Genomic DNA, 21,871 nt, shown 5'->3' on the forward strand with positions numbered 1-21,871 from the left:
AGTGCGGACATTTTGCAGTTCGGCTTAGCCGGTGACGGAGCCTTGGGTCAGACCGGCGACGATATAGCGCTGCAGGGCAGCGAAGACCACCAGGATCGGAACCAGCACGAGGACCGCGCCGGCCATCATGATGCCCCAGCTGGCGGGATCGGACTCGGAATTCCGGAGCAGGGTCAGGCCGACCGGCAGGGTCATCATCTCGGGCCGGCTGACGATCACCAGCGGCCAGATGTACTCATTCCATTCGGTCACGATCGTGACCAGTCCCACGGTGGCGATGGTCGGCACGGAAATCGGGACGACGATCCGCCACAGGCGGGACCAGTGTCCTGCCCCGTCGATCTCGGCGGACTCCAGGATGCTGCCGGGCAGGGTGAGGAAATGCTGCCGCAGGAGGAAGGTCCCGAACGCCGTCCCGAGCCCGGGCAGGATCATGCCCCAATACGTGTCGGCACCGCCAAGGGACGTTACGAGGATGTAGTTCGGCAGGATCGCCACCTGCGGGGGGACCATGAGGGCTACCAGGATGGCTACAAAAATCACCCGCTTGAACGGGAACCTGATGAAGACCAGTGCGTAGGCGGTGAGGATGGCCAGCACCACCTTGATGGAGGCGCCGGCGAGTGTGACGATCACACTGTTGACGAAGAACCTGCCGAACGGCACCAGGGTCATGGCGTCCTGGTAGTTGCTGAAGTCCAGGGAATCCGGCAGGACATCCAGGTCCGTGGTAACGATCTCTCCGGGCCCCTTGAAGGAGGACAGGACCATCCACATCAGGGGGAGGAATACCACCAGTGTGGTGAGGGCCAGGGGCACATACCCGGTCAGCAGAGTTTCGGTGATGTTTCGACGTGAGAGCGGGCCTTCGCCGGTCCGGCGGGAACCCTTGCTGCCGGTTGGTGCCGGCGCGGACACCGGGGCGGCGGGTGCAGGGACACTCATGAGTAGTGCACCTTCCGCTCGACGAACCGAAGCTGGAAACCGGTGACCACCAGCAGCAGCACGAACAGGATCACTGAGACGGTGGCCGAATAGCCGGCCCGGTTGAATCCGCCGAAGGCCTGCAGATAGGCCTCGAAGATCAGGGTGTTGGTGCCGTTGCCCGTGGGGGTCATGATCCGGATCAGGTCGAAGGCCTGCAGCGAACTGAGAAGCGTGGTGATGAGCAGGAAGAAGGTTGTCGGGGAAAGCAGCGGCAGCGAAACGCTGAAGAACCGCCTCGCCGCACCTGCGCCGTCGAGCTGTGCGGCCTCGAGCACGTCGCGGGGAATCGACTGGAGGCCGGCAAGGTAGACCACCGCGCAGTAGCCGAGGTTCTTCCAGACGTAAACCAGGATGATCATGACCAGCGCCAGGTCCGGGTTGTTGATCCATTCGGGGCTGCTGGCTCCGAAACCGCGCAGCACCCAGGCCAGCGCTCCGTAGACGGGATCGAAAATGAACAGCCAGACCAGGCCCACACCCACTCCGGACAGGACATACGGGGCAAAGACGGCGGCGCGGGCCAAGGTGGTGCCGCGGACTTTCAGGTTCAGCGCCAGCGAAACCAGCAGTCCCAGCAGCATCGATCCGCCGACGGTGAAGACCGTGAACACTGCCGTTACGGTCAGCACGTCCCGGGCATCGGGAGAGGTGAAGAACGTGATGTAGTTTTCGATCCCGACCACCGTTGCTGTCTTGGCACCAAGGGTCCAGTTCAGGGTGGAGTAATAGATGTTGCTGAACAGCGGCCGGTAGGTGAAGGCGGCAATCAGGATCAGGTTGGGCAGCGCAAAGGCCAGGAAGGTGAAGAAGTCCCTGCGGGTGCGGCCGGAAAAACGTCGGCGGCGGACAGCGGGGTTACTGGCCGGCGGCGCGGCGGAAACAGGCGGCGACACGGTGGTCCTGGCCATCTTCTTCCTTTGGGCAAGGGTTCGACGTTGAACGACCGGCAAGCAGCCTTTCGGGTGCGCGTCGATTGTGGGGAGCATAACGGCACGCAGGGAGAAACGGAAAGGAACCGCCGTTGCATGCGGAGGTTTTGTTGTTTGTTACGGCCGATGTCGGGGCGGGCCGGGACAGCGGAACTACAGTGCGGAGCCCAGTCGCCGGAATCGGTCCGTCCGCCGTGCCAGCCGCTCTGCCCGCGGAACGGCGCGAAGCGAAGCCAGTTCGTATTCCACGGCCCGGGCCATCCGGCGGCAGAATTCGGGTGCCTCCTCCGCGGCATCGGGCAGTTCCGCCACAGTGTGGTCCACAATCCCGTGGGCGGCCAGCGCTGAAACGGTTACGCCCTGCGCCTGTGCCATTTCCGGGCCGTGCAGGGTATCCCGGTGCACGATGGCGCTGGCACCCTCCGGCGGCAGGGAAGAAAGCCAAGCGTGGCGGGCCGCGACCGTCCGGTCTGCGGGCAGCAGGGCCAACGCGCCGCCGCCTGCCCCCTGACCCAGCAGGACGGAAACCGTGGGGCAGTCCAACCCCACCAGGTCGTTCAGGCTCCGGGCAATTTCGCCGGCCAGGCCGCCCTCCTCGGCTTCCTTGGACAGGGCAGCGCCGGCGGTGTCGATCACGGTCAACAGGGGAAGGTCCAGTTCCTCCGCGAGCCGCATGCCGCGGCGTGCTTCCCGGAGCGAAGCCGGCCCCAGCGCAGCCTGTTCTGTTCCGCGTTCCCGGTCCTGCCCCAGCACGACGCAGGACGTTTCGCCGAAGCGGGCCAAGGCCAGTATCAGGCCCGGGTCTTTTTCACCCTGTCCGCTGCCGTTCAGGGGCAGCACGTCGCTCGCCCCGAAATGCAGCAGCTGGCGGACGCCCGGGCGGCGGGGATTGCGGGAAATCCGAATGGATTCCCAGGCGGGTAAGGGCTCCGGGGTGCTGCTGAGCGAGTCCGGGGCAGGCACCGGCACGGTCGAGCCGGGCAGCAGCATGGCCAGGGCGCGGTGGACGGTCCGGGGAAGTTCATCCGGCGGCAGCACCGCGTCCACCAGTCCGCGGTTCCGCAGGTTCTCCGCGGTCTGCACACCTTCCGGGAAGGGCTCCCCGTAGAGTGCCGAGTAGACCCGCGGGCCCAGGAAGCCCAGAAGCGCGCCGGGCTCGGCGACGGTGATGTGGCCCAGGGATCCCCAGGAGGCCATGACTCCGCCGGTGGTGGGGTGGCGCAGGTAGACAAGGTAGGGCAGGCCGGCCTCCTTGTGCCGGCGGACGGCGGCGGTGATCTTGACCATCGAAAGGAACGCCAGGGTGCCTTCCTGCATCCGGGTTCCGCCGGACGCCGGCCCGGCCAGGAGCGGCAGCCCTTCTCTGGTGGCGCGTTCAACGGCGTCGGTGAGCCGATCCGCGGCGGCAACTCCGATGGAGCCGCCCAGGAACCCGAACTCGCTGACCATCAGTGCAACGCGCCGGCCCTGCACCAGCCCTTCACCCGTGAGCACCGATTCGTCCACACCGGTTTTCTGCCGGGCGGCAGCCAGATCCGACGCGTAGGCCGGGCTGGGGTCGGCATAGGCCACCGGTACGTCCCAGGAGCGGAAGGAACCCGCATCGACAACCAGCGCCAGCAACTGCCGTGCGTCCAGGCGGCGGGGCGCCGTCTGGATGCTCATGCTTCGGTGCTTTCCGCGGCAGCCGGTTGCGGGCTGCCCGCCAGCCAACGGCGGATCGCGTCCCCGTGCTGGTCCAGCAGGGGCGGGGCAGCATGCACACGGCGAGTACTTTCCGTGCCCTGCACGGCATCAAAAAAGCGCAGCGGCGGCCCCGGCAGCGAGACGGTGCCCAGGACAGGATGCTCGACGTCGACCACCAATCCCTGTGAATGGACCTGTTCCCATGCATACACTTCGTCCAGGGTGCGCACTTTTCCGGCCGGAATGCCGGCGGCGCGCAGTTTCTCCAGGAGCGGTTCCGCCTCGATATCCGCGAAAGCCTGCTCGACGGCGGCCACCAGCGCCGGACGGTTGCGTACCCGCCGGGCGTTGTCCGCGAATTCGGCACGCGAGGCATCGATGCCGAATGCAGCGGCAAACGCCTCCCATAGTCTTTCGCTCCCGACACTGATCTGGACCATGCCTTCACGGCAGGAGAAGAGCCCGTAGGGGGCAATGGACGGATGGTGGTTGCCCTGCGCGGCCGGCACCTCGCCGGCAACAGTGTGCCGGGTGCCCTGGAAGGCATGGACTCCTACGACGGCGGCCAGCAGTGAAGTGCGCACCACCTGGCCCTTTCCGGTGCGTTCGCGTTCCAGCAGGGCTGCCAGGAGTCCGAAGGCGCCGTACATGCCCGAGAGCAGGTCCGCGATGGGCACGCCGACTCGCTGCGGATCCCCGGCGCCGGACCCGGTCAGCGACATCAGGCCGGCCTCGCCCTGGACAATCTGGTCGTAGCCGCTGCGGGTGGCCTCCGGGCCGTCATGGCCGAACCCGCTGATGGAGAGGATAACCAGCCGGGGATTAAGTTGGTGCAGCCGGTCCGGCGGGAATCCGAGCCGGTCCAGCACCCCGGGGCGGAAATTCTCCACCAGCACGTCCGCCCGCCGTACCAGGTCCGTCAGCACCGCCGCGCCGTCCTCGGACTTCAGGTCCAGGGCGATGGACTCCTTGTTCCGGTTGCAGGAAAGGAAGTAGGTGGCCTGCGGTGTCTCTTCCGGTCCGACGAAGGGCGGTCCCCAGCCGCGGGTGTCATCACCCGTGCCGGGGGTTTCGACCTTAATGACGCGGGCGCCGAGGTCCGCGAGCATCATGCCTGCGTGCGGACCGGCAAGGGCACGGCTGAGGTCGACGACCAGATAGCCGTCCAGAGGGCCGCGGGCGGGGGAGTGGTTGTTCATGGATCGCTCTCTTCCTGGTTCGGTGCGGGAAGGACAGTTGCACTCCAGCGGGAACCGCGCCGGACCTAAAGCCATCCGGGGACCACCATGACCAGCCACGCCACCAGCGGTCCCACTACTACGACGATGCCGCTGTAAGCGAGGATCTGCTTGTAGAAGCGGTCTTTGTCCAGCTCTTCCGGTGCGTTTGCCAGCACGAGGGCGCCGTTGGTCGAGAAAGGCGATACGTCCACGATGGTCGAAGAAACGGCCAGCGCGCAGATGAGGCCCACGGCGCCGATTTCCCCCGAGGCCAGGAACGGTACGGCCAGCGGGATGAGGGCGGCAAGGATGGCGGTTGATGAGGCGAAGGCGGACACGACGGCGCCGATGTAGCAAATGAGCAGCGCCGCCAGCAGCGGCATGCCCAGGCCGGCGACGCCGTCGGACACGTACTCGATCGTGCCGGCCTCCTGCAGGACGCCGACGAAAGTGAGCATGCCGCAGATGAGCAGGACAGTGGTCCAGCTGATTTTGTTGACTGCACCCTTCTGCGCCTGCGGGGAGACGAGGGCAAGGACCATGGCGATGGTGATGGACACGAAGCCCACGTCCACCTTGAAGCCCAGGGCAACCACGGCCAGGGTGATCAGCCCGGCGATGGTGACAATCTGGGGGAAAGTCTCGCTGCGGGTCTTCGTGGCGGTGATCCCGTCACCGGCGGGGTCGCGTGGACCATAGATGCCGGATCCGGTTCCCTTGAAGGCGACGTCGGCGCGGCCGGCGACACTGAGGTTCATCCTGGCTTGGGCGACCTGCTCCGCGAAGGCACCTGCGGTGGTGCGGCGCAGCCTGCTGCCGCCGAGGACGAAGAACAGGATCAGCGCAATCAGGGTGTTGAAAAGCAGGCTCGACATGAAGACGGCAAACGGGCTGGACTCCAGATCCGTTTCCGCAATGATGCCGTTGACCGTGACTCCGTAGACGGCGATCGGGGAGAATCCACCGGCCTGGGCGCCGTGGATGACCATCATGCCCATCATCAGGGGGTTGATCTTGTTCTTGGCGGCGAAACCCAAGGCGATCGGGGCCACGATGGCCACGGCGGCCGGCGAGAGAGCGCCGACGGCGGTGATGACGGCGGTGACCGCGAACATGATCCAGGGAATCAGGGCCACCCGGTTGCCGACCAGCTTCACGGCGCCCCGAACCAGCAGGTCGATGGTGCCGTTGTTCTGGGCTATGGCAAACAGGTAGGTCACCCCGACTATCGTCAGGAACAAACCACCCGGAAAATTGGCCAGGATCTCCTCGGTAGTCATGCCGAGGAAGACGAATCCCAGGAGGAAAGCCCCTACAAAGGCCAGCGCGCCCATGTTGAGGGGCAGCACGGTGGCCAGGATGAACATGGCCACCAAAATCAGGATGGACAGGACTGGAGCGGACATCATTGTCCCTTCGTTGAAGGTCAGGGCCTTCCCGGAGCCGGCAGGCAGGACGCCGCGGCCCGGGCAACGCGTGCACTGGACCAGCCTGCGGGGCCGGGCACCGTTGTCAACGAGTGTTTTGGAAGGGACGTGGGATTCGGGCAATCCGGGCCGCAAACGAAAAGGAACCGCCGCAGATGCGGCGGTTCCTTTTCATGTTCCCCGGGTTCGAGGAATGGCGGAAATGCTTAGGCGTCGCCGCCGGCGTTTCCGCTGGTGCCGGCGTTGACGTCCAGCAGGCGGTACTTCTCCATTGCCTCCTTGGGGGCGTTGGCGTCGACTTCACCGCGGCGTGCGAGCATCTCCAGCGCCCGCACCACCATCGAGTGGCTGTCGATCTTGAAGTACCGGCGTGCAGCTGCACGGGTATCCGCGAAACCGAAGTCATCGGCACCGAGGGTGGCGAACTCGTTCGGCAGGAACTGGCGGATCTGGTCCGGCACGGCCTTCATGTAGTCCGTGGAGGCAACAATCGGGCCGGTGGCGCCGGCCAGCTGCTGGGTCACGAAGGGTACCCGCGGCTCCGAGCCGGGGTTCAGGAAGGCTTCCTCCTCGGCGGCGAGGCCGTCGCGGCGGAGCTCGTTCCAGGAGGTCACGGACCAGACATCGGCCGAGACACCCCAGTCCTCAGCAAGGAGCTTCTGGGCTTCCAGTGCCCACGGCACGGCAACGCCGGAAGCCAGCAGCTGCGTGCGGGGTCCGTCGATCTTTGCCGGTGCGAGCAGGTAGATGCCCTTGATGATGCCTTCCACGTCCAGGTCCTCGGGGGCCTTGGGCTGCTGGATCGGCTCGTTGTAAACCATGATGTTGTAGATGACGTTCGGGTCCTGGGAATCCGGGCCGTACATCTCCTCGAGGCCGTGGCGGACGATGTGTCCGATCTCGTAGCCGTACGCCGGATCGTAGGTCTTCACCGCGGGATTGGTGGAGGCCAGGATCGGCGAGTGGCCGTCGGCGTGCTGCAGGCCTTCACCGGTGAGGGTGGTGCGGCCGGCGGTAGCCGAGATCAGGAACCCGCGTGCCATCTGGTCGGTAGCCGCCCAGATGTAGTCGGCGGTGCGCTGGAAGCCGAACATCGAGTAGAACACGTAGACCGGGATCAGCGGCTCGCCGTGCGTGGCGTAGGACGTGCCCGCCGCGGTGAATGCCGCAATCGAGCCGGCCTCGTTGATGCCCACGTGCACAATCTGGCCCTGCGGGGACTCCTTGTAGGCCAGGACGAGGTCCCGGTCCACGGACAGGTAGTTCTGCCCCTTGGGGTTGTAGATCTTGGCCGTCGGGAAGAACGAGTCCATGCCGAAGGTACGGGCTTCATCAGGAATGATCGGCACAATGCGCTTGCCGAACTCCTTGTCCCGCATCAGGTCCTTGAGCAGGCGGACAAAGGCCATGGTGGTGGCGGCCAGCTGCTTGCCGGAGCCCCGGTTGGCTACTTCGTAGGCCTTCTCATCCGGAAGGTGGACGGGTTCGTGCTTCACCCGGCGTTCCGGGACGTTGCCGCCCAGTTCACGCCGGCGTTCCAGCATGTACTTGATCTCGGGGGCATCTGCACCCGGGTTGTAGTACGGCGGCCGGTACGGATCGGCTTCGAGCTGCTCGTCGCTGATCGGGATCCGCAGGTGGTCGCGGAAGGCCTTCAGGTCATCGAGGGTGAGCTTCTTCATCTGGTGGGTCGCATTGCGGCCCTCGAAGTGCGTACCCAGGCCGTAGCCCTTGACCGTGTGGGCCAGGATGACCGTCGGGGCGCCCTTGAATTCCGTGGCGGCCTTGTACGCGGCGTAGACCTTGCGGTAGTCGTGGCCGCCGCGCTTGAGGTTCCAGATTTCCTCGTCGGTCAGGTTGGCGACCAGTTCCTTGGTTTCAGGGCTCTTGCCGAAGAAGTGCTCGCGCACGAATCCGCCGGACTCGGCCTTGTAGGTCTGGTAGTCGCCGTCGGGGGTGGCATTCATGATGTCCACCAGCGAGCCGTCCTTGTCACGCTGGAGCAGGTCATCCCACTCGCGGCCCCAGACAACCTTGATGACATTCCAGCCTGCACCGCGGAAGAAGGCTTCCAGTTCCTGCATGATCTTGCCGTTGCCGCGGACCGGGCCGTCGAGGCGCTGCAGGTTGCAGTTGATCACGAAGGTCAGGTTGTCGAGCTTGTCATTGGCGGCGAGCTGGAGCAGGCCGCGCGATTCGGGCTCGTCCATCTCTCCGTCGCCAAGGAACGCCCACACATGCTGCTGCGAGGTGTCCTTGATGCCGCGGTTCTGCAGGTAGCGGTTGGACTGTGCCTGGTAGATGGCGTTCATGGGGCCAATGCCCATGGAAACCGTCGGGAACTCCCAGAAATCCGGCATGCTGCGCGGATGCGGGTAGGAGGACAGTGCATGCCCCTCGCGGGATTTCTCCTGGCGGAAGCCGTCCATGTCCTCTTCGGACAGGCGGCCTTCGAGGAAGGCGCGGGCATACATTCCGGGGGAGGCATGACCCTGGAAATAAATCTGGTCTCCGCCGCCCGGGTGGTCTTTGCCCCGGAAGAAGTGGTTCATGCCCACTTCGTACAGGGTCGCTGCTCCGGCATACGTTGAAATATGTCCGCCGACGCCGATTCCCGGGCGCTGGGCCCGGTGCACCATGATGGCAGCGTTCCAACGCAGCCAGGCACGGTATCGCCGTTCGGTTTCCTCGTCACCGGGGAATTCAGGTTCCTGATCAACCGGGATGGTGTTGACGTAGTCGGTGGTGGTTACCATCGGCACGCCCACGCTCTGGGAACCGGCACGCTGGAGCAGTGAGCGCATGATGTACTGCGCGCGTTCAGTGCCCTGCGAACGGATCAGCTCGTCGAGCGATTCGATCCATTCTGCGGTTTCCTCAGGATCACGGTCCGGTAGCTGGTTGGTTAACCCGCTCAGGATGTCCGTTGTGTCTTCTGCGGCCACGGCCAACCTCTCTCATGTACAGATTGTGTCTGCGACATTCTTTCTGTGGTATCCGGCCGGTGTCCGCCGGATCTTCGCTTGCGCGTATGTCTTCGCTTGCGCGTATGCGCGCCTCGGCGCCCCTTTTTATCCACTCTAGTCCCGTCACGCCGTTGTTGCGTAGCCTGCACGGCGGTCATCGCTGACGGCGTACAGCCCGGAACCCTTGAAGCCGGCGGGTTTTAGGTGTTTCGTTGAGTCCGAGACAGCGCAGATCAGGCAAATGTGTGATTCCCTTGTATTTATGCAGTCAACCAGGAGGAGTGAAGTGAGCGAGGCCGAGGCCGTCACTGAAGAAAACGTGGCGAGCAGATTGGGTTTCAAGGACGGGGACCTGGTTCAGGAGTACGGCTACGACGAGGACGTGGACTTCGACTTCCGTGAGGACCTTGAGGACCTCATCGGCGGCGAGCTGCTGACTGAAGACGACCACGATGTTGTGGACGGCGTCATCCTCTGGTGGCGGGCCGACGACGGCGACCTGGTCGACGCGCTGGTCGATTCCCTGACCACGCTCGACGACGGCGGCGTCGTCTGGGTTCTGACTCCCAAGTCCGGGCGCGAGGGCTACGTTCCTCCGGCCGACATCGAGGAAGCGGCCCCCACAGCGGGACTGCACGTCACCACCTCCCCGGGCGTCACCGAGGACTGGGCCGCCACACGCCTGGTGAGCCGACGCAAGAAGTGACTGCGCACCTGCTCACGGCAGGTGCTGCGGTTCCGGACTTCTGCCTTCCCAACCAGTTCGGCGAAGAAGTCCGGCTTGACGGTCTGCGGGGTGCCGGCGTCGTGCTGGTCTTTTTCCCGTTCGCGTTCTCCCAGGTGTGCCGGAGCGAGCTCGCAGAGCTGCAGGCCGAACGTGCCCTTTTCGACGACGCACGCGTGCGCCTGCTGGCGGTGTCCTGTGACTCGAAATACACCCTGCGGGCCTGGGCCGAGCAGGAAGGCTTCGGGTTCGACCTGCTTTCCGACTTCTGGCCGCACGGGGAAACAGCCCGGGCCTTCGGGGCTTTTGACGCAGGCAGGGGGCTGGCGGAACGCGCCAGCTTTGTCATAGACGGGGAAGGCACCCTCCGCGCAAGCATCCGTTCAGACCCGGGCGCAGCGCGTCCGCTCGAGCAGTACCGAACTGCTTTGGAGGCACTGTGAGCGAGCAGCCCAAGAACGCCCGTCCGGGCCTCGGCCTGACGGGTTTTGCCAGCGGCCATGCCCTCGAATCCGTCCCGGCACCCACGGAGGCGGAGCTGCGGCTCCTCGAGCGCGCCGTCGGCTATCTGGGCGGGCAGCGGCTGGCCCTGCTGACCGGTGCCGGGTTGAGCACGGATTCCGGCATCCCCGACTACCGCGGTCCCGACGCGCCTCCGCGCAATCCGCTGACCTACCAGCAGTTTGTCGGTGATCCGGACCTGCGCCGCCGGTACTGGGCCCGCAACCACGTTGGCTGGCACCATCTGCGCCATGCAGTGCCCAACCCCGGCCACGAGGCTGCGGTGGTCCTGGAACAGCGCGGACTGCTCTCGGGCCTGATTACCCAGAATGTGGACCGGCTCCACACGGACGCCGGGAGCGTCAATGTCATCGACCTGCATGGGCGTTATGACCAGGTGGTCTGCCTGAACTGCCGTTCGGGCTTTTCCCGTTCAGAGGTTGCCGGGCTGCTGCAGGAGCTGAATCCCGGCTACCTCGAGCAGGCGCGGCTCGACGGCGGGATAGCCCCGGACGCCGACGCGGACATCGCCGATACCGAAAACTTCGTCGTCGCGGACTGTCCCGTCTGCGGCGGAATGCTGAAACCGGACTTCGTGTACTTCGGCGAGAACGTCCCCAAGGACCGCGTGGCCCGGGCCTTCTCGGTGGTGGACGACGCAGGTGCCCTGCTGGTGGCGGGCTCCTCGCTCACCGTGATGAGCGGGCTGCGTTTTGTCCGCTACGCGGCCAAGGCCGGCAAGCCGGTGGTCATCATCAACCGGGGGGCCACTCGCGGGGATCCGCTGGCCACCCTGAAGATCGATATGGGAGTCAGCACGGCCCTGACCTGGCTGGCGGAAAACCTCCCTGACCTGCCGGCCGGAACGAAGGACGGCGCCGATTAGGCATTCGCCCGGGTCTTACGGTAATGTAGTTCCTCGTGATGCAGGGCCTGCGGAGAAGTTTCTGACGGCCGGGCAACATGTTCTGGGTCTTTAGCTCAGCTGGTAGAGCGCCACGTTTACACCGTGGATGTCATCGGTTCGATCCCGGTAGGACCCACCAGACAAGCCGCCGTTACTTTCCGCAGATGTGGAAGGCAACGGCGGTTTTTTGTTTAACCGCACACATGCACGGGACAAAAGGGGCTGATGGGTAAGGAAAACCAGGCGAGGAAGCGTATCTGCGCGGCGCTGGCCGTGGTGATCATGCTGGCAGGCTGCACAGCGCCGGACGATGCTGCGCAGGCACCGCCGATGGCAGAGCAAGGCGCAGGCAGCACCGTGGACGCAGGGGCGCCGGACGAGATTGCCGTCGCCCTGGACCTGATGGCCGGGGACCGGCGTGAAGATTTCTCCGTCGCAGTGCAGGACAACCGCACCGGGAGGTCCTGGATCCAAAACCCGGACGGGCGGTACCTCGAGGCAAGCCTGGTGAAGGTCCCCATCCTCCTGACCTTGGTCCGCCAGGCCACCGAAGAGCAGCGCAGCTTCACGGCGGACGAAGAGAGCCTGGCAACGCTGATGATCGAATACAGCGACAACGAGGCCACCAGTGAGCTGTACGGCCGGCTCGGGGGTCGGGAGGAACTGAACCGTACCTATGAACTCATTGGTGTTGCGGATACGGAAGCCGGTGAAGTCTGGGGAGCCGGTGAGACCACGGCGGGGGACCAGTTGCTTATCGCCCGGACGGTCGCCTGCGGTGCCGACTGGCTGGACCCGGATCTGCTGGCATTCGCCGTCGGACTGATGGAAAACGTCTGCCCGGAGCAGAACTGGGGGATCAATGCCGGGGTTCAGGCGCCCGATGCTGAAGTGGCCTTGAAGAACGGATGGCTGCAGGACGACGACGCCGTGTGGAACGTGGGCAGCGCCGGGTTCGTCCGGGCCGCCGGGAGTGACTACAGCATTGTTGTGCTCAGTTCCGGGAACTCCACGCTCGAAGAGGGGATCGGCATTGTCGAAGGCGTTGCCTCGGTGATCAACGGCTACGAAACGGGGATCTGAGCCCGCCCCCGTGCCCCTGTGGCGGCGGGATGCCGAAGAAGCATAGGCTGGAGCGTGAACACGGCGCGATGATTCCTGCGCCGTCCCCGTGCCCGCCGGGCACCCGAACCATCCTTGGAGAGAACTTGAGTGCACAAATTGGTGTAACCGGCCTTGCCGTCATGGGTGCAAACCTCGCCCGCAATCTCGCCCGCAACGGTTACACGGTGGCCCTGCACAACCGTTCCATCGAGAAAACGGATGCCCTGCTTTCCGCCCACGGTGACGAGGGAGACTTCATCCGCACCGAGACGCTGCAGGAACTGGTCGATTCTCTGGAGAAACCGCGCCGCGTACTGATCATGGTCAAAGCCGGAGCGCCGGTGGACTCGGTGATCGGGCAGCTGGTTCCGCTGCTGGAGCCGGGCGACATTGTGATCGACGGCGGCAACTCGCATTTCGAAGACACCCGCCGCCGCGAGGCCGCCCTGGCCGAGAAGGACCTGCACTTTGTCGGCGTCGGCGTGTCCGGCGGTGAAGAGGGAGCCCTTCTGGGCCCCTCCATCATGCCCGGCGGTTCCCGTGAGTCCTACGATTCCCTGGGCCCCATGCTGGAGAAAATCGCCGCGAAGTACGACGGCGAGCCCTGCTGCACCTGGATCGGCACCGACGGCGCCGGCCACTTTGTGAAGATGGTGCACAACGGCATCGAATACGCAGACATGCAGGTGATCGGCGAGGCTTACGACCTGCTGCGCTCCGCAGCGGGCATTGAACCGGCCGAGCAGGCCAAGATCTTCAACGAATGGAACACCGGCCAGCTCAGTTCCTTCCTGATCGAAATCACCGCCGAGGTCCTGGGCCATGTGGACGCCCGGACCGGGAAGCCGTTCGTGGACGTTGTGGTGGACTCCGCCGGGCAGAAGGGCACCGGCCGCTGGACGGTTGTCTCCGGACTGGACCTGGGGTCCCCGGTGTCGGCCATCGCCGAGTCAGTCTTCGCCCGTGCGCTGTCCTCCCAGCGCGGACAGCGCGAGGTTGCACAGCAGACGCTCCAGGGCGCGGAAGCCGCCGTCGAGCTTCCCGAGACGTTCGTGGAGGACGTGCGGCAGGCCCTGTACGCCTCCAAGCTGGTCAGCTACGCGCAGGGCATCGACATGCTCAACGCTGCAGCGAAGGAATACGGCTGGGAACTGAAGCTGGACGAGATTGCCTCGCTCTGGCGTGCAGGCTGCATCATCCGCGCCGAACTGCTGGATGACATCATGAAGGCCTACGCCGGCAGCGAAGCTCCCGCGAACCTGCTGTTCGCCCCGGCCTTCGCGGAGTCGATCGCCGCCGCCGTGCCGGCCTGGCGCCGCGTGGTCTCCGTCGCCGTGCAGCTGGGCATCCCCGTGCCGGTGTTCTCCTCCTCGCTGGCCTACTACGACGGCCTGCGCCGCAAGCGGCTTCCGGCGGCACTGACGCAGGGCCTGCGCGACCTGTTCGGTGCACACACCTACCACCGGGTCGACGCCGAAGGAACGTTCCACACCATGTGGGGCGAAGACCGCGCCGAGGTCGAGGCAGTGGACACCCACTAAGGATTCTCGACGGTACTAAAAAGGTCCGCAGCGGATGCTGCGGACCTTTTTAGTGTGCCTCGCGGGCTAGATGTAGATTGCCGGATCGATGTACTCTGCCGGGTCCACTGCGGGCTGGGTCATCTTGGTGTCCCGGTGCCGCCACTTGGCCGGAATGCCGGTGATGATCGAGTCCGCCGGGGCATCCTTGACCACTACGGCGTTGGCCCCCACCGCACTGTTGGCACCAATGGTCACCGGCCCCAGGATCTTCGCTCCGGCACCTACGGTGACGCCGTCGCAGATGGTTGGGTGACGCTTGACCTTGGCCAGCGAACGGCCGCCCAGGGTCACCCCGTGATAAAGCATGACGTCGTTGCCGATCTCCGCTGTCTCGCCGATAACCACCCCCATGCCGTGGTCAATAAAGAACCGGCGGCCGATGGTCGCACCGGGGTGGATCTCGATGCCGGTGGCGAAGCGGGTCATCTGGGAGAGCACACGGGCCGGGAACCGCAGCGGGGGTCGAGCCCACATGCGGTGCGTCAGCCGGTGCATCCAGATGGCATGCAGGCCGGAGTAGACAACGAGGTTTTCGAGCGAACCTCTGGCCGCCGGATCGTGGGATGCGGCGGCGTCGAGGTCTTCGCGCAGTCGGGCTAACAGACTCACAGAGGACTTTCTGCTCGGATGATCCGCCCTGCAGGGGCGGAACGCGGACTAACCGCGGATGTCGTCGTACAGGACCGTAGAGATGTAACGCTCTCCGAAGTCGCAGACGGTGGCAACAATCAGCTTACCGGCGTTCTCTTCGCGCTTGGCGAGTTCCAGCGCCGCCCACACGATGGCACCGGACGAGATGCCGCCGAGGATGCCCTCCTGGGTGCCCAGTGCGCGGGCCGTGGCTACGGAATCCTCGATGGAGGCATCGAAGACCTCGTCATAGACGGTGGTGTCCAGGATCTCCGGGACGAAGTTGGCGCCAATGCCCTGGATCTTGTGGGGGCCGGGGGATCCGCCGTTGAGGATGGCGGAGTCCTTGGGCTCTACGGCCACGATCTTCACATCCGGCTTGCGTTCCTTCAGGACCTGCCCGACGCCGGTGATGGTGCCGCCGGTGCCGATGCCGGCCACGAAAATGTCCACCTTTCCATCGGTGTCTGCCCAGATTTCCTCGGCGGTGGTGGCCCGGTGTACGGCCGGGTTCGCTTCATTGGCGAACTGCTGCGCCCAGATGGCGTTTTCGGTGGTGGCCACGATTTCCTTGGCCTTGTCCACTGCTCCGCGCATGCCGTCGGCGCCGGGGGTGAGGACAATTTCCGCACCGTAGGCGCGCAGCATGACCCGGCGTTCCGTGGACATGGTTTCGGGCATGGTGAGGATCACCTTGTAGCCGCGGGCAGCGCCCACCATGGCCAGGGCGATACCGGTGTTGCCGGAGGTGCCCTCCACGATGGTGCCGCCGGGCTTGAGTGCGCCGGCCTTCTCGGCGGCGTCCACAATGGCCACGCCGATCCGGTCCTTGACGCTGTTGGCCGGGTTGTAGAACTCCAGCTTCACGGCCACCTGGGCGGGAAGCCCCTCGGCGAGCCGGTTCAGGCGGACCAGCGGGGTACCGCCTACGAGCTGGGTTACATCGTCATAAATACGAGCCATGGTTTCCTCTATTCCTTCAACGTTCCTTCAAAAATCCGGACTTCTCAAAGCCGGACTCAGTTATGCCCGTTCCAGCCTATCGGCGGGACCGCAGAGCCCTAGTCCTGAAGCCATTCAGAGTAATACTTGCGGGCCTTGGCCAGCTTGGGATTAATAATCACCTGACAGTAACCCTGGCCGGGGTGCTTGGCGTAGAAGTCCTGATGGAAATCCTCCGCCGGGTAGAACCGGGGGAGGGGAACGATCTCGGTGACAATCGGGTCCTTCCAGTTCTCCCGCGCACGCTCAAGCGCAGCTTCAAATTCCTTGCGCTGATCCTCGTCCCGGTAGAACATCGAGGACCGGTACTGGGTGCCGACGTCGTAGCCCTGCCGGTTGAGGGTGGTGGGGTCATGCTGCGAAAAGAACATGTCCAGGATGACTTCCGGGGGAATGATGTCCTCGTCAAAAGTCACGGCCACTACCTCTGCGTGTCCGGTGATCCCGGCGCTCACGCTGTCATAGTCCGGGTTGTCCACCGCACCTCCCGTGTAGCCGGAAACTACATCGGTTACGCCGCGGACCTTGCGGTAAAGAGCATCGAGGCACCAGAAGCAGCCTCCGCCTAATACATACGTCTTCATGCCCTTAACAAGACGCCGGGACCCGCTTTGATTCCCGATGTCCGGCAACCGGATGCGGTGGTGTTCGTTCCGTCACGGCAGGCGCGGCGGAATTGAGGACGGCAACGGCTGCAGGGTAGAACTAAAGTCATGGAAGCGGATCACCCCCACGAGCGCGCCGGCGCGGACACTGACACTGACTCTGACCTTGACACTGACACTGACCAGGCCACCGACGTCAGCGACACACCCACCCTTGGCGACATACTGCTGGCAGCCGAAGAACTCTGGCCCGAATCGCTGGCCGAGGACTGGGACGCACCCGGCCTTGTTGCAGGCCGCGGCGACCGGGAGGTCAGGCGGATCCTGTTCGCGGTTGATCCGACCCGCGAAGTCATCGACGAGGCCCTCGAATGGGGAGCGGATCTGCTCGTCACCCATCACCCCCTGCTGCTGAAACCCGTCAACTCGGTGGCAGCCACGACGTTCAAGGGCGACGCCGTGCACCGGCTGATCGAGGGCGGCTGCGCCCTGCTGACGGTGCACACCAACGGCGACAGCGCCGTCGGCGGCGTTTCGGACGTGCTCGCAGACGCCTTCGGACTCCGGAACGTCACCCCGCTGGTTCCTGCCGCGGAAGGCCTGCCCGAAGAAGGGATCGGCCGGGTCGGGGACCTGCCCGAGATGCTTTCACTGGCCGACTTTGCCGAGCGTGTTTTCAGCCTCCTGCCCGCCGTCGCCGGCGGTGTCCGCGTGGCGGGCGAACAGCAGGGCCTGGTCCGTCGGGTGGCCGTCTGCGGAGGTGCCGGCGACAGCCTGTTCGACGCCGTCCGGGCCCAGCGTGCCGACGTCTACGTCACCGCGGACCTGCGCCACCACCCGGCGTCGGAACTGCGGGAGCGTGCCCTTGCCGAAAACGGCCGTCCCTACCTCATTGACGTTTCCCACTTCGGCAGCGAATGGCTGTGGCTGACCCCGGCAGCGAACGCCCTCGAAAACGTCCTGACGGACCAGGGCTTCACCGCTGACGTGCGCGTCAGCGGGGTGAACACGGATCCGTGGGACTTCGTACTGACTCCCTAGGCTGAAGTGATCCCCGGCAGTGGCATAGGCTTAGGAGAGCCGGGCCAGGCAGGCCCGGATATACACGGAGGTAACCGGTGGCAAAAGCATCGCCCGCGGAGCAGCTGAGGCTGCTGGATCTGCAGGCCCTGGACAGCAGGATCAAGTCCCTGCGCAACCAGGCCCGCAACGTTAGCAACAATCCCGAGATCGCGTCCCTGGCCGGTGCCGTTGCCGCAGCCGAAAGCGCACGTGTGGCAGCGGGCACGGAAGTGGCCGACATTGAACGTGAGCTCACCCGCGCCGAAGCGGACGTAGCGTCCGTTGTCGCACGGATGGCCCGTGACCAGCAGCACCTGGACAGCGGCAAGGGCGGCTCCAAGGAGCTCACCGCGCTGCAGGCGGAAATCGTTTCGCTCGAACGCCGCCGGTCCGACCTCGAAGATGTCGAGCTCGACGTGATGGAGCGGCTTGAAGCTGCCCGCACCCGCGAGGCCGAAGCCAGTGAAGCGCTGACATCCCTGCACGAGAAGCGCCGGGAACTGGAAGAGAAGCGCGACGCCGAACTCGCCGTCATTGCTGCGGACAGCTCCGACGCCGAAGCCCGCCGTGCAGAGCTTGCCGACAGCTTCGATACCGCCCTGCTTGCCGTCTACGAAAAGACATTGTCAAAGCACGGCATCGGCGCCGCCCGGCTCTTCCACGGCACCTCTGAAGGATCGGGGATGCAGCTTAGCCCCGGCGACCTTGCGGACATCCGCAAGGCTGCGGAAGACGAGATTGTCTTCTGCCCGGATTCGGGCTGCATCCTGGTCCGCTCCGCCGAGTGGGGCAGCTGAGCGGTGACATTGTTTGACCCGGAGCCTGACTCCGGTGAGGAACCCCGCCGCGCCTCCGCCGGCAGCCCCCGCCGCACCCTGATTGTCGAAGCCGACGGGGGTTCGCGGGGCAATCCGGGTATTGCCGGCTACGGCGCGCTGGTCCGTGATCCTGACACCGGCCGCATCCTGGCTGAAAAGGCCGAATACGTGGGCCGGGTGTCCAATAACGTAGCCGAGTATTCAGGCCTTATTGCGGCCCTGGAGCTGGCCCACAGCATCGACCCGGACTGCTGGATCCTGGCCAAGATGGATTCCAAGCTCGTGGTCGAGCAGATGAGCGGCCGCTGGAAGATCAAGCATGCCGATATGCAGAAGCTTGCGGCCAAGGCACGTTCGATCGTCAACCCGCAGCGGGTGAAATACCAGTGGATTCCGCGGGAACTGAACAAGGACGCGGACCGGTTGTCCAATGAGGCAATGGACGCCGGCACGGCCGGCGTCCCATGGAAGCCGCGCGCCGGTGCGGACACCAAGGCAGCGGCTGCCGCGGCGGTACTCGAAGCGGCTTCGTCTCCCGCCCCTGCGGCCGCCCCCACGGGACGGCTGCATCACACGGAGATCTGGGTCAACGACTTCGCTGCGGCGGAAAAGTCCCTGGGCTGGCTGCTGGAACGGGTGGGATACGTCCGAAAAGACGAGTGGGACTCCGGTGCGAGCTGGCAGGGCGCTGAGGGCTACATCGTGCTGGAGGAAGGCCCCGACGTCGAACGGGGCCCCTATTCCCGGAAGCGGGCCGGGCTGAACCACCTCGCGTTCCGTGCCGGTTCGGAGGCCGACGTCGAACTCCTGGCACGGCGTGCGGCCAGCCACGGCTGGACCCTGATGTTCGCAGACCGGCACCCCCACGCCGGGGGAGCGGAGCACTACGCTGCGTACCTGGAAAACGAAGAGGGTTTCGAAGTGGAACTGGTGGCCGGCTAGGCCGCTATCCGGCCAGGATGAGGTTGAGCTGGTACGGCTTCCGCCCTGCGGGGGCCACCAGCTCGGCCTCCCACTTTTCCTGTGCAGCAGCCAGCAGCTCCTGCGGCGTCGCCGGCTCCGTGCCGGTGCGCAGGAGCAGATGGCGGGCCAGCTCGCCGCGGGCGTGCTTGGCGAAGTGCGAAACCACTTTGCGTTTGCCGTCACGGACGGTGAATACGTTAACCGCGGCCGTGCGCTGCGGATCAGGCGTCCAAGCCGCCGCATAAGTGCTGGAACGGCAGTCCACCACCAGCGCATCCGCGGCATACTCGTCCAGGGGGCCCGTCAGGTGCTGCTTCCAGAAGGCGGCAAGGCGCCCGGTCTCCGGGAGCCGCACCGACATCGAGAGCCGGTAGGCCGGAATCGGATCCGCAAAGCCGAGGGCACCCCACAGGGCGGACATCACCAGCACGGCGTCGTCTGCACGCCGCTGCACCGCCGGCGGAAGCGACGCGTAGCCCAGCGCGTCGTACAACACACCCGTGTAGACCCGGTGTGCAGGCGCGCAGGGCGCACTGTCCAGGGCCGTATTGCGCCGTACCTCCGGCGCGAGGGTTGCACCCACCCCCAGGACCGCCAGGGCGTCCTCGGAGCTGCTGGCGTCGGCCAGGGCCTTGAGTACCAGCGCCCGGGGTTCGGAAAGCAGCGGGAAATGCAGCCGGGACGGGTCCAGGACCGGCCCGGACACTGCAGGGGTTTTTCCTTCGGAGGGCGGGAGCAGAATCAGCACCGGTTAATCCTACGCGAGCCGGCCGGTGCAGGCTCCGGACCGGGCAGTGCCTGCGGGACGGTAGAGTTGACAGTGGACGGGTTGGCCAGGCAATCGCGTCGGCGCGGATTCCTTTTTGGGAAACCGCTGCCGCCGAGGAAAGTCCGGGCTCCGCAGGGCAGGGTGGTGGGTAACGCCCACTCGGGGAAACCCGCAGGCCAGTGCCACAGAAAAGAAACCGCCGGCGTAGGCTGCTTTGCAGCCTGAGCAGGTAAGGGTGAAAAGGCGGTGTAAGAGACCACCAGCGTCCCGGGTGACCGGGACGGCTAGGTAAACCCCACCCGGAGCAAGGCCATACAGGACACGTTTGAGGGCTGCCCGCCCGATGTGTCCGGGTAGGCCGCTTGAGGCAGCCGGCAACGGCGGCCCTAGATGGATGATTGCCGCTCCCGGTCCGGCAACGGTCCGGGCGTACAAAACCCGGCTTATCGGCCAGCCCGTCCACATACTTCCGCAGAACAGCTGCGCCGCGCAGCAGCCAAAGATTTACGCACTGTTGGCAAAGCTTTCATGCAATATTCCTTATCCGGCACGTTGACTCGTTTTATTCAACGGGTGCTGGGCTAGTCTGTGGCAATGTCCCACACGGAGGCGGCAAAGAAGCCGCTGGTTCTGCGAAATGCGAATTTCCGACGGCTGTGGATCTCTTCAACCGCCGGAATATTCGGCACTGCCGTAACCAGCGTGGCCCTGCCGGTGATAGCGGTGACGGAACTGGATGCCTCGAACTCCACGGTTGCCGTCCTTTCCGGCATGACCTTCCTTCCCTGGCTCCTGTTCGCGCTGCCTATCGGCGTGCTCGTGGACAGGCACCGGCGCCGTCCCCTGATAGTGGTTTCGCTTGCCGTACGGACACTTCTGCTGGCCAGCCTGCCGGTGGCCTGGTGGCTGGATGCCCTCACGGTTACCCAGTTGTTTGCGGTGTCTTTCGGCGCAGGACTCGCAGCAGTGTTCTTCACCCTTGCCGAGCAGGCACTCGTACCTGCCGCGGTGGACCGCGATGAACTTGTGGAGGGCAACGGGCTCATGACCGGTTCCGGCGCCCTTGGCGACGCCGGCGGCCGGGCAGTGGGCGGCTGGGTCACGGATGCCTGGGGGGCATCCAATGCCCTGTTGCTGCAGGTCGCCGCATCCCTTGCCTCCCTGACGGCGATTCTCCGGCTCGACGTTGCCGAGGCCCGCCCCGACCGCCCGAAGGACCGAAGGGTTTTCCGGGATATGGGGGAAGGGCTGCGCTACATTTTCAGCACGGTGCCCCTGCGCATGCTGCTCATCACCGGGGCGCTCTGGAACCTGGGCGGCAACATTGTGGTGTCCCTGCTGGTCCTGTTGGTTATCCGTTCCCTTGGCGAGCATCCCGGCATGCTGGGCCTCCTGACGGCAGCTACAGCGGTGGGGGGAACAGTCGGAGGCCTGTCCGCCAAGTGGATCACCGGCCGTCTCGGCTCCGGGCGGGTGTGGCGGTATTCGATGTTCCCGGTAGTGGCCGGATATGCGACCCTGCTGTTCATCACACCGGGGTGGGGAATGACTGCAGGCTTTATCGGCCTTTTCATTGCGGGCTTTTCCATTGCCTTGAACATTGTCGTCTCCACGACCTTCCGCCAGCGGGTCTGCCCGCCGCAGATGCTCGGCCGCCTCGGGTCTGCCCAGCGGATGGTGACCTGGGGCATGCTTGCCGTCGCGGCGTTTGCCGCCGGGCTGCTGGTCGAGGTGATGGATATCCGGGGGGCGATCCTGACCGGGATTCTGGTGGCCGCGCTGGCCCCGTTGGCCGCTGTCTTTGGTCCGCTGCGCCGGGTCCGGGATCTTGAGGACCTGGAACCCCCGAGGACGGAAGGGCCGGCAGGCACACGCACCGAAACCGGCCTGCACACCTCCTGAATGTGATTGATCTCTCAGCTGTGGGTCCGGTGGGGTGGATGTGTCCTAATACACTGGTAGGGATTACCGCCCAACCGGCACAACGC

The 21,871-nt window shown here is 65.3% G+C and carries 19 protein-coding genes, 1 tRNA gene and 1 other RNA gene; 11 read left to right on the forward strand and 10 right to left on the reverse strand.

The window, feature by feature from the left end; translation table 11 throughout:
• Positions 1-24: 24 nt before the first annotated feature.
• The 6 genes from NNX38_RS07365 to aceE all read right to left on the reverse strand — a co-directional run bounded on the left by NNX38_RS07365 (position 25) and on the right by aceE (position 9,200).
• Entirely contained in the window at positions 25-945 is a 921-nt protein-coding gene (locus tag NNX38_RS07365; protein WP_255797410.1) for a carbohydrate ABC transporter permease, read from the reverse strand.
• Positions 942-1,895, reverse strand: a complete 954-nt coding sequence (locus NNX38_RS07370) for a carbohydrate ABC transporter permease (RefSeq protein ID WP_255797411.1) — start codon at positions 1,893-1,895, stop codon at positions 942-944. Before NNX38_RS07370 ends, NNX38_RS07365 begins: the two co-directional genes overlap by 4 nt.
• Positions 1,896-2,069: 174 nt before the next feature.
• Positions 2,070-3,581: an acetyl-CoA carboxylase carboxyltransferase subunit alpha/beta gene (locus NNX38_RS07375; RefSeq protein ID WP_255797412.1), complete on the reverse strand. Its 1,512-nt coding sequence runs from the start codon at positions 3,579-3,581 to the stop codon at positions 2,070-2,072.
• Positions 3,578-4,801, reverse strand: coding sequence for a CaiB/BaiF CoA-transferase family protein (locus NNX38_RS07380; RefSeq protein WP_255797413.1), 1,224 nt, complete (start codon positions 4,799-4,801; stop codon positions 3,578-3,580). The genes NNX38_RS07375 and NNX38_RS07380 overlap by 4 nt, the downstream gene beginning before the upstream one ends.
• 65 nt (positions 4,802-4,866) lie before the next feature.
• Positions 4,867-6,228 (reverse strand): SLC13 family permease, encoded by a 1,362-nt coding sequence (locus NNX38_RS07385; RefSeq protein ID WP_255797414.1) that lies wholly within the window; start codon positions 6,226-6,228, stop codon positions 4,867-4,869.
• Between the two features lie 227 nt (positions 6,229-6,455).
• Positions 6,456-9,200, reverse strand: coding sequence for a pyruvate dehydrogenase (acetyl-transferring), homodimeric type (gene aceE / locus NNX38_RS07390; protein ID WP_257794549.1), 2,745 nt, complete (start codon positions 9,198-9,200; stop codon positions 6,456-6,458).
• 301 nt (positions 9,201-9,501) lie between these two features.
• Here aceE and NNX38_RS07395 point away from each other — a divergent pair, with 301 nt between their 5' ends.
• The 6 genes from NNX38_RS07395 to gndA all read left to right on the forward strand — a co-directional run bounded on the left by NNX38_RS07395 (position 9,502) and on the right by gndA (position 13,992).
• The gene (locus NNX38_RS07395; protein ID WP_227923726.1) at positions 9,502-9,921 is read left to right on the forward strand and encodes a DUF3052 domain-containing protein; all 420 of its coding nucleotides are present in this window, start codon (positions 9,502-9,504) and stop codon (positions 9,919-9,921) included.
• Positions 9,918-10,382 carry a peroxiredoxin gene (locus tag NNX38_RS07400; protein ID WP_255797416.1) on the forward strand — a complete coding sequence of 155 codons (465 nt, stop codon included), beginning with the start codon at positions 9,918-9,920 and terminating at the stop codon, positions 10,380-10,382. Before NNX38_RS07395 ends, NNX38_RS07400 begins: the two co-directional genes overlap by 4 nt.
• On the forward strand, positions 10,379-11,326 hold the full coding sequence (locus NNX38_RS07405; protein WP_255797417.1) for an NAD-dependent protein deacetylase: 948 nt from the start codon (positions 10,379-10,381) through the stop codon (positions 11,324-11,326). Before NNX38_RS07400 ends, NNX38_RS07405 begins: the two co-directional genes overlap by 4 nt.
• A gap of 84 nt (positions 11,327-11,410) precedes the next feature.
• Positions 11,411-11,486: transfer RNA gene (locus NNX38_RS07410), tRNA-Val, on the forward strand.
• An 86-nt stretch (positions 11,487-11,572) separates the two neighbouring features.
• A complete protein-coding gene (locus NNX38_RS07415) occupies positions 11,573-12,430 on the forward strand; it encodes a class A beta-lactamase-related serine hydrolase (RefSeq protein ID WP_255797418.1) in 858 nt (285 codons plus the stop codon).
• 125 nt (positions 12,431-12,555) lie between these two features.
• Entirely contained in the window at positions 12,556-13,992 is a 1,437-nt protein-coding gene (gene gndA / locus NNX38_RS07420; protein ID WP_255797419.1) for an NADP-dependent phosphogluconate dehydrogenase, read from the forward strand.
• 66 nt (positions 13,993-14,058) lie between these two features.
• Here the strand turns inward: gndA and epsC are convergent, their stop codons facing one another.
• The 3 genes from epsC to msrA all read right to left on the reverse strand — a co-directional run bounded on the left by epsC (position 14,059) and on the right by msrA (position 16,250).
• Positions 14,059-14,643 carry a serine O-acetyltransferase EpsC gene (epsC, locus tag NNX38_RS07425; protein ID WP_255797420.1) on the reverse strand — a complete coding sequence of 195 codons (585 nt, stop codon included), beginning with the start codon at positions 14,641-14,643 and terminating at the stop codon, positions 14,059-14,061.
• Positions 14,644-14,691: 48 nt separating this feature from the next.
• Positions 14,692-15,627 carry a cysteine synthase A gene (gene cysK, locus NNX38_RS07430; protein ID WP_229951630.1) on the reverse strand — a complete coding sequence of 312 codons (936 nt, stop codon included), beginning with the start codon at positions 15,625-15,627 and terminating at the stop codon, positions 14,692-14,694.
• 98 nt (positions 15,628-15,725) lie between these two features.
• A complete protein-coding gene (gene msrA, locus NNX38_RS07435; protein ID WP_255797421.1) occupies positions 15,726-16,250 on the reverse strand; it encodes a peptide-methionine (S)-S-oxide reductase MsrA in 525 nt (174 codons plus the stop codon).
• Between the two features lie 129 nt (positions 16,251-16,379).
• Between msrA and NNX38_RS07440 the strand changes: the two genes are divergently transcribed.
• The 3 genes from NNX38_RS07440 to NNX38_RS07450 all read left to right on the forward strand — a co-directional run bounded on the left by NNX38_RS07440 (position 16,380) and on the right by NNX38_RS07450 (position 19,093).
• Entirely contained in the window at positions 16,380-17,312 is a 933-nt protein-coding gene (locus NNX38_RS07440) for a Nif3-like dinuclear metal center hexameric protein (RefSeq protein WP_255797422.1), read from the forward strand.
• A 77-nt stretch (positions 17,313-17,389) separates the two neighbouring features.
• A complete protein-coding gene (locus NNX38_RS07445; RefSeq protein ID WP_255797423.1) occupies positions 17,390-18,130 on the forward strand; it encodes a C4-type zinc ribbon domain-containing protein in 741 nt (246 codons plus the stop codon).
• Between the two features lie 3 nt (positions 18,131-18,133).
• Positions 18,134-19,093 (forward strand): reverse transcriptase-like protein, encoded by a 960-nt coding sequence (locus NNX38_RS07450; RefSeq protein ID WP_370646387.1) that lies wholly within the window; start codon positions 18,134-18,136, stop codon positions 19,091-19,093.
• Positions 19,094-19,097: 4 nt separating this feature from the next.
• On the opposite strand, the gene NNX38_RS07455 is transcribed toward NNX38_RS07450, so the two are convergent.
• Complete coding sequence (locus NNX38_RS07455; protein WP_255797424.1) at positions 19,098-19,862, reverse strand: peroxide stress protein YaaA; 765 nt, start codon at positions 19,860-19,862, stop codon at positions 19,098-19,100.
• A 77-nt stretch (positions 19,863-19,939) separates the two neighbouring features.
• Here NNX38_RS07455 and rnpB point away from each other — a divergent pair.
• Both rnpB and NNX38_RS07465 read left to right on the forward strand, forming a co-directional pair.
• Positions 19,940-20,345: RNase P RNA component class A (gene rnpB, locus NNX38_RS07460), an RNA gene on the forward strand.
• Between the two features lie 132 nt (positions 20,346-20,477).
• Positions 20,478-21,785 (forward strand): MFS transporter, encoded by a 1,308-nt coding sequence (locus NNX38_RS07465; RefSeq protein WP_255797425.1) that lies wholly within the window; start codon positions 20,478-20,480, stop codon positions 21,783-21,785.
• The last annotated feature ends 86 nt before the right edge of the window (positions 21,786-21,871 follow it).

The sequence above is a fragment of the Arthrobacter sp. zg-Y238 genome (assembly GCF_024385525.1).
In the GTDB taxonomy this organism is placed as follows: Bacteria; Actinomycetota; Actinomycetes; order Actinomycetales; family Micrococcaceae; genus Arthrobacter_B; species Arthrobacter_B jinronghuae.